Here is a 7,206-nt window from a genome sequence, read left to right as displayed (position 1 = left end):
GTGTTCTTCGATTGGGACAAGTCGGATATCACGCCTGAAGCGGCGTCGATCCTCGACAGCGCTGTGGCTGCCTATGGCAACTGCGCCAATGTTCCGATCATGCTGGCCGGCTTTGCTGACCGTTCGGGCGGTAACACCTATAACCAGGGCCTGTCGGAACGCCGCAACGCTTCGGTTACCCAGTACCTGTCTGATCACGGAATTCCGGCCGGTGCCATCACCAGCCAGGGCTTCGGTGAAAGCAACAACCGCGTGCCGACCGCGGATGGCGTCAAGGAACTGCAGAACCGCCGGGTGGAAATCACCTACGGTCCGGGTTCGGGCATGTAAGCCACGCCTTTGCAGGCAAAGGATTGGGGGGCCGGAGCGATCCGGCCCCCTTTTTCTATGCGCAGGCAGGGCGGCCTGTTCTGTGCGAAAGCGGGTAGCCTGTTGCCGGTCGCGCGGCGGGTTGGGCCAGGATCGCCGTGTTCAATCAACGCGCAACCGGGGGCTGACAGCCTGCCGCCGCAGACTGGCTGGGATGACAGATTGGAGCACAAGCTGATCCCGGCGCAAGCGGGGCCAGAGCCTGAGAAGCTCTCGTCAGTCAGACGGGCTCGAATCAGGCTTCGGCGCGTTCGGCTATGCTCGCCTCAGCTTTGGGCACGGTCCGATAGGCATAGATCAGCAGACCAAGCGCGACCGGTGCCACACCGATCAGCGAGAGAATTCCAACCTGCAAATTTCCAACCAGCTTTCCGTCGATCATGGTGCCGGCAAGGTCCGAAATTTGCCCGACCATGTATGCGCCAAACGACAGGCCTACCAAGGTGGTTCCCAGAAAGAATGACGCCGTGGCGGTACCCCGCATGCGCGGCAGGACCAGATCCTGGGTTGTCGCCGCAGCTGCACCAAGGGCGGCCGCACCAAACATTCCGGCCAGGAAATTCATCGCATAGAATGTCAATGCATCGGTAGTGGTGTAGCCAATCCAGATCGGAATTATCGGGGCAACCGCCCCGAACATGACAACCAGAATTCGCCCGGCCGGATTGCGGGCACGAAGCGCATCTGAAACGCGGCCTCCAATAATCACACCGAGAAATCCGGCCAGAGCGCCGCTGGCTCCCAGCACGAATGCCAGCTCTCCCTTGGGCAATTTCAGGACCGTTTCGGCATAGGTCGGAGCCCAGAATGCCAAGGCATAGGCCGCCAGCGAAACCAGTCCGTAGCCCAGCGTGGTGCAAATGAAGGCGGGAGTTCCCCAAATCAGCTGAAACGTTGCCGGATCGCGTGCCCGAAGCGTGCTCGCCCATGAAAAGACTGCGTAGTAACCTAGGGAGACGGCCGCCCATTGCGCTTCCTTGCCGGTTAGCGCGATCATCGCCAGCGCAAACAGCGCAAGCAGCGCAGCAACAATGACATTGATCAGCAGCGCGCCTTGCCCGCGCCGCGCTGCCCCGAAAAAGGTCAGCGGGGGGATGATCGTGGCAAGGTCTGCCAAGAAGTCGGCGAAGGGCCGCTCCGATTGCTCTGCTGCGATCCCGTCCATTAGGCCGCGCTTCGGTTCGCGCAACGACAACACCAGCAGCGACAGCAGCAGCCCAGGAAGGCCTACGACCAGAAAAGCCGCTTGCCATCCCTTGAGACCAAGCGGACCGGCCACGGGATAGGCGATGTTCCAGGCTTGAACCACCCAAGCTCCGATGAACAACGATACCCCGCCGCCAAGATAGAGGCCCGAGGAATATATCGCCAACGCCGTGCCGCGCTGACGTTTTGGGAAATAGTCCGAGATCAGCGAATAGGCAGTCGGGCTTGCCGTGGCCTCGCCAACCCCTACACCCATGCGCGCAAGCGAAAGGGTTAGCTGGTTGTACGCGAACCCCGAAAATACGGTCATTGTGGACCACAGTGACAAGCCGACCGAGAGTAGCCGGACCCGGTGCCAGTTATCAGCAAGGCGGCCTAGCGGGATCCCGAACAAGGCGTAGAATACGCCAAATGCCGCTCCGCCCAAAAAACCCATATCGGCATCATCAAGGCCCAGGTCACGCTTGATATCCACGGCCAGGATACTCAGGATTTGCCGGTCGATGAAGTTCAGCACGTAGACCAGCACCAGCACGCCAAGCACATACCAGCTATAGCCGCTTGCCTGGCTGGGGGGCACAACAGCGGTATTGGTCTTTTCCAAATTAACTCTCCCGGAATTGATCTTGGTTAGTGCGCATAGCGGGCCGGATCTACCAGCCCGGCCTTGGCAAATCCTTCGCGCCGCAATCGGCAGCTATCGCACAGACCGCAGGCGCTCCCATCGCTTTGCGGATCATAGCAAGACCAACTCATCGCAGGATCAAGCTTGAGCCGCATGGCCTCCTGCGCAATTTCAGCCTTGCCAAGGTATTGCAGCGGCGCGTGGATCGTAAACTGGTTGCCGCCGGCACCGGCTTTGGTGGCCAGGCGGGCAAGATCGGCGAAGCCTGCGATGAATTCCGGGCGACAATCAGGATAGCCCGAATAGTCTAGTGCATTGACCCCGATAAACAGGTCTTTCGCCCCCAAGGCCTCAGCCCAGGCCAGCGTCAGCGAAAGAAACACCAGATTTCTCGCCGGGACGTATGTGATCGGAATATCTGAGCCGACCCCGTCCTTGGGAACCGGCAAGTCAGCGGTCAACGCAGAACCACCGAACTGGCGTAGATCGAGTGGCAGGATAACGTGGAAATCAACCCCAATGGCTGCAGCGATAGCCCGGGCCGCGTCGATCTCGCGGCGGTGGCGCTGATTGTAATCGATTGTCAGCGCTGCCACACGGTAGCCAGCCTCGCGCGCCAACCCCGCACAAACCATCGAATCGAGGCCGCCTGAAAGCAGCACTACTGCTATGGGATTTTGGTTGGACTGTGCTGCTATCATGCCCTTTGGGCTAGCCGCTGTGGCGTGTTAACGCAACGAAATCAGCCTGGGGTGCAACTGCCAGCGTGCCGGGCTTCCACGGCAAATTCAAACGGCAACCCATCTACGATTCCCTGGCTATCCAATTGAATCAGTCGATTGGTTTCACGCCGGATCCGAGTGCGGCCATAGCCATGGCCGCGGCAGGTGTATTGCACCACCACTTCGCCCGGGGTGTCCTGCACAACATAGCTATCGCATGACCGTCCGGGGTGGCGCAGCTGGACCAGATCCCGGCCTTTGGCGATGCAGGCCCGCTGGACAACAGCTCCTGCTCGGTCGCGCATTTCCCAGCGCCCAGGGGCCAATTGATCGAGCATCGCAAGCGCAGGTCCGCCCCCGAATGCCGGCGCAGCACAGGCCAGAAGTGCTGCGAAGGCAGCCCTTATTCCAGTTCGTTTGCCCAAATTCATCTATGTTATTCCCAGCGCCTGCCAGGGCCCATGGGGGCACCTGGTATGCAGATATAATACTACACGCTGCGCTAGCGACCAAGTGTGCATTTTCATCGATGAATTGAGCAGCTTAGACCGGAATTTCAAATAGCCGCGAACAAAAAGCGCAATCGACCACCACCAGACCCGATTCGTCGCGCATTTCGGCTTGATCGTCCTCCGGGAATTGGGCGATCACCGATGCATAGTGCTCTATGCTGCAACGGCATCCGCGCCGAAGCATCGGTCCAGCTTCAACCCGCACCTCGCCCTCATCATGAAACAGGCGCCAGACCAGCGCCTCGAGTGACAAGGTCGGATCGACCAGTTCGTCGTGCCGGGTGCTGCCAGCCAGTACAGCGATATGCTCCCACTCCGGATGATCCAACCGCACGTGCAAACGTTCACGGCCTTCCTCTCCCTCGGCCAGGTGCTGCACCAGCAAGCCTCCTGCTACACAACGTTCGCCTTCGCTGCGCACGGCCACCCGGATCAGGGTAGGCACCTGTTCTGACTGCGCGAAATAGCTTTCGCAGGCAGCCGCCAGCGAATCGCCTTCAAGCGGGACGATCCCCTGATAGCGCTGACCGGTGCTGGCCAGATCAAAGGTGATCGCCAGATAGCCACGACCGAACAGTGCGTAGAGCGATGGGTTTGCCCCCAACGCCACCAATCGTTCGGGGTTGTGGCGGACATAGCCGCGCAGTTCCCCGCCGCGATAATCGCAAACCAGCAGGTCAACGATCCCATCCTCGGTTTGTGCCTGCATTGTCAGCTGGCCCTCATCATCCTTCAGCAGCGTTCCGATCAATGCGGTCACCACCAGCGCTTCGGCCAACAGATGCCGGATCGGCAGCGGGTAGGCATGGGCGGTAAGGATCGTATCGAGCACGGGCGATAGCCGCACGGCCCGGCCCCGTGCGTTTCGCGCAGGGATTGTAAAGCGCAGAACCTGGTCAAAGCCAGTCTCGTCCCCAGCGATGCCCGCTGCTCCGCTCACAATTGACCGAACACCCAGCGAAGCACGCTTTTCTGCGCATGGATGCGGTTTTCAGCCTCGTCCCAGACCACCGATTGCGGACCGTCGATCACGGCGTCGGTCACTTCCTCATCCCGGTGGGCGGGCAGGCAATGAAGGAACAGCGCGCCGGGTGCCGCGTTGGCCATCAGTGCTTCATTGACCTGATAAGGCATCATCGCGGCAATTTTTGCGGCACTATCTTCCTGGCCCATCGAGACCCAGGTGTCAGTTATCACGACCTGGGCATTGGCCATCGCTTCTTGTGGATTGCGGCAGACGGTGATCTGCGCGCCGCGGGCGCGGGCTGCCGCGACATATGCCGGGTCGCTGTCAAACCCTTCGGGAATCCCAAGCCGGACATTGAATTTCATCAGCCCTGCCGCTTCGATGACCGAATTGAGGACGTTGTTGCCATCGCCCAGCCAAGCCACTTCCAATCCTGGCAAGGCCCGGCCATGCTCTACGATCGTCTGCAGATCTGCCACGATCTGGCAGGGGTGCGATCGGTCTGTCAGGCCGTTGATCACCGGCACGCTGGCGTAGTGAGCCAATTCCTCGATCTTGGCGTGATCGCTGGTGCGGATCACGATTGCATCGACCATCCGGCTAAGTACCCGGGCGGTATCGGCAATGCTTTCACCGCGCCCCAGCTGCATGGTTCCGGCTTCCATCGCCAGTGAATGGCCGCCTAGCTGGCGGATTGCCGCATCGAATGACACGCGGGTGCGGGTGGAATTCTTCTCGAACACCATCGCCAGCACGCGATCCTTCAGCGGTTGGTCGGGATCAGGCTGGCCCTTGGGCCAACCGGTCCGGGCCGATTTACGTTCCATGGCGTCATTGATCATCGCTGCCAGGGCATCACCGCCGGCATCAGACAATTCCAGGAAATGACGGATCATGATGCCGCAGCCGGCGGCTGATAGCTGGCGGCGCCGGCCGAAAGCTTTTCGAAGAATTCGTCGATTTCGGCATCTTCGATCACCAATGGCGGAACCAGCCGCAGCGTGCTGTCGCCAGCCGCGACAGTCAGCAACTGATGGTTGTCCCGCAAGTGACCAACGAATTCGCGCGGTTCAAATTTCATCTTGACCCCAAGCATCAAACCCTTGCCGCGGACCAGTTCGAACATCTCGGGGTAGTTGCCGATGAATTGTTCAAGCCGCGTGCGCAAGCGATCACTCTTGGCCCGGACTTCCGCCAGAAATTCGTCGTTGGCGACAGCGTCGAGAACCGCCTCGCCCGCTGCAATAGCCAGCGGGTTCCCGCCATAGGTTGAGCCATGGGCACCGATCACCATGCCGCGCGCGGCCTTTTCTGTGGCAAGGCAGGCCCCGATCGGGAAGCCGCCACCCAGCCCTTTGGCGCTGGCCATCACATCGGGCACGATCCCGTATTGCTCATAAGCGAACAGGGTGCCCGATCGGGCCATGCCGCATTGCACTTCATCCAGTGCGAGCAGCAGATCGTGTTCATCGGCCAGCGCCCGCAGGCCAGTCATGAATTCCATCGATGCTGGGCGGATCCCGCCTTCGCCCTGCACGGGCTCAACCAGGAAACCCGCAGTGTTAGGCCCAATCGCCGCACGTGCGCCTTCAAGATCGTCGAAATCGACATATTTGAAGCCTTCGAGCAGCGGATAGAAACCCTTGTGCATCTTTTCCTGACTGCTGGCACTGATGGTCGCCATCGTCCGGCCATGAAAGGCATTGCGGAAAGTAATTATTTCAAACTTGTGATTGTTGCCAACATGTTGGTGATAGGCGCGGACGGTTTTTATTGCGCATTCCACCGCTTCCACGCCCGAATTGGTGAAAAACACCGTATCGGCAAAAGTCAGGTCAACCAGCCGCTGGGCCAGATGTTCACCTTGCGGGCTGCCATACAGGTTCGAGACGTGCATCAGCGTTTCGGCCTGGCGCTGGATCGCGCCAATCAGGCCTATGTGCGAATGGCCCAGCAGGTTGACCGCGATACCCGCTGCGAAATCCAGATAGCGCCGACCATCTTCCCCGATCAGGTGGCAGTGTTCGCCGCGCACCGGCCGGAAACCGCAGCGGGGATAGACTGGCATCAGCGGAGTGATCGACATTGCTGGTTCCTTCTTTGGGATCGTGGGGTGTGGATTTCGAAAACGACAAATGGCGACCCCGCAAAGGGCCGCCATTTGTGCGTGTTTAGACCTTCGGCCGGGCCGGGACAACCCCGAACCCGCACGCGAAAGCGATCAGGCCTGGCTTGCCGCCAGATTGACCGCCGAGTATTTTCCGCGCCGATCAACTTCGATGTCGAACTCAAGCCGATCACCTTCGTTGAGGCTCGACATACCAGAGCGTTCAACCGCGCTGATATGCACGAATGCATCGGGCTGGCCGTCATCACGGGTGATGAAGCCAAAGCCCTTCATGGCATTGAAGAACTTGACCGTTCCGGTTGCTCGCTCGCCAGTCAGCTCGCGCTGCGGAGCCACTTCGCGCTTTTCAACCGCGATGACATCACCCACCACTTCGAGGTCGCTGGCCGAAACCTTGCCACCGCGATCAACGAGGGTGAACTTGAGCTGCTGGCCTTCGGCCAAGCCTTCAAGGCCAGCGCGTTCAACCGAGCTGATGTGGACAAACACGTCTTCGCCGCCAGCATCCTGCTGGATGAAGCCAAAACCTTTGTGGGCGTTGAAGAACTTTACAGTTCCGGTGCCTTCGCCAACGACCTGGGCTGGCATACCGCCGCCACCACCGCCGCCGCCGCCACGCGGGCCGCCAAAGCCGCCGCCGCCAGAGCGCGGAGGGCCGCGATCGCCGCCGCCGAAGC

The 7,206-nt window shown here is 60.3% G+C and carries 8 protein-coding genes; 1 reads left to right on the top strand and 7 read right to left on the bottom strand.

Annotated features, from left to right (window positions below):
• Positions 1-330 (top strand): OmpA family protein (locus ABL914_RS13305; RefSeq protein ID WP_391563671.1); only part of this gene is annotated, 330 nt, incomplete at its 5' end.
• 274 nt (positions 331-604) lie between these two features.
• On the opposite strand, the gene ABL914_RS13300 is transcribed toward ABL914_RS13305, so the two are convergent.
• From ABL914_RS13300 to ABL914_RS13270, 7 genes are all read right to left on the bottom strand, one after another.
• Entirely contained in the window at positions 605-2,179 is a 1,575-nt protein-coding gene (locus ABL914_RS13300) for a spinster family MFS transporter (protein WP_391563670.1), read from the bottom strand.
• A 26-nt stretch (positions 2,180-2,205) separates the two neighbouring features.
• Entirely contained in the window at positions 2,206-2,901 is a 696-nt protein-coding gene (gene queC, locus ABL914_RS13295; protein ID WP_391563669.1) for a 7-cyano-7-deazaguanine synthase QueC, read from the bottom strand.
• 41 nt (positions 2,902-2,942) lie between these two features.
• The gene (locus tag ABL914_RS13290; RefSeq protein WP_391563668.1) at positions 2,943-3,227 is read right to left on the bottom strand and encodes a hypothetical protein; all 285 of its coding nucleotides are present in this window, start codon (positions 3,225-3,227) and stop codon (positions 2,943-2,945) included.
• Between the two features lie 238 nt (positions 3,228-3,465).
• Positions 3,466-4,356 (bottom strand): Hsp33 family molecular chaperone HslO, encoded by an 891-nt coding sequence (locus ABL914_RS13285; RefSeq protein WP_391563672.1) that lies wholly within the window; start codon positions 4,354-4,356, stop codon positions 3,466-3,468.
• A 14-nt stretch (positions 4,357-4,370) separates the two neighbouring features.
• Complete coding sequence (gene argF / locus ABL914_RS13280; protein ID WP_391563667.1) at positions 4,371-5,297, bottom strand: ornithine carbamoyltransferase; 927 nt, start codon at positions 5,295-5,297, stop codon at positions 4,371-4,373.
• Positions 5,294-6,487, bottom strand: coding sequence for an aspartate aminotransferase family protein (locus tag ABL914_RS13275; protein ID WP_391563666.1), 1,194 nt, complete (start codon positions 6,485-6,487; stop codon positions 5,294-5,296). Before ABL914_RS13275 ends, argF begins: the two co-directional genes overlap by 4 nt.
• Before the next feature lie 135 nt (positions 6,488-6,622).
• A partial coding sequence (locus ABL914_RS13270; RefSeq protein WP_391563665.1) for a cold-shock protein occupies positions 6,623-7,206 on the bottom strand: 584 nt, incomplete at its 5' end.

The sequence above is a fragment of the Novosphingobium sp. genome, assembly GCF_040079535.1.
GTDB lineage: Bacteria > Pseudomonadota > Alphaproteobacteria > Sphingomonadales > Sphingomonadaceae > Novosphingobium.
The sequence above is the reverse complement of the archived record's forward strand: the minus strand, read 5'-3'. Positions and strand labels throughout refer to the sequence as shown.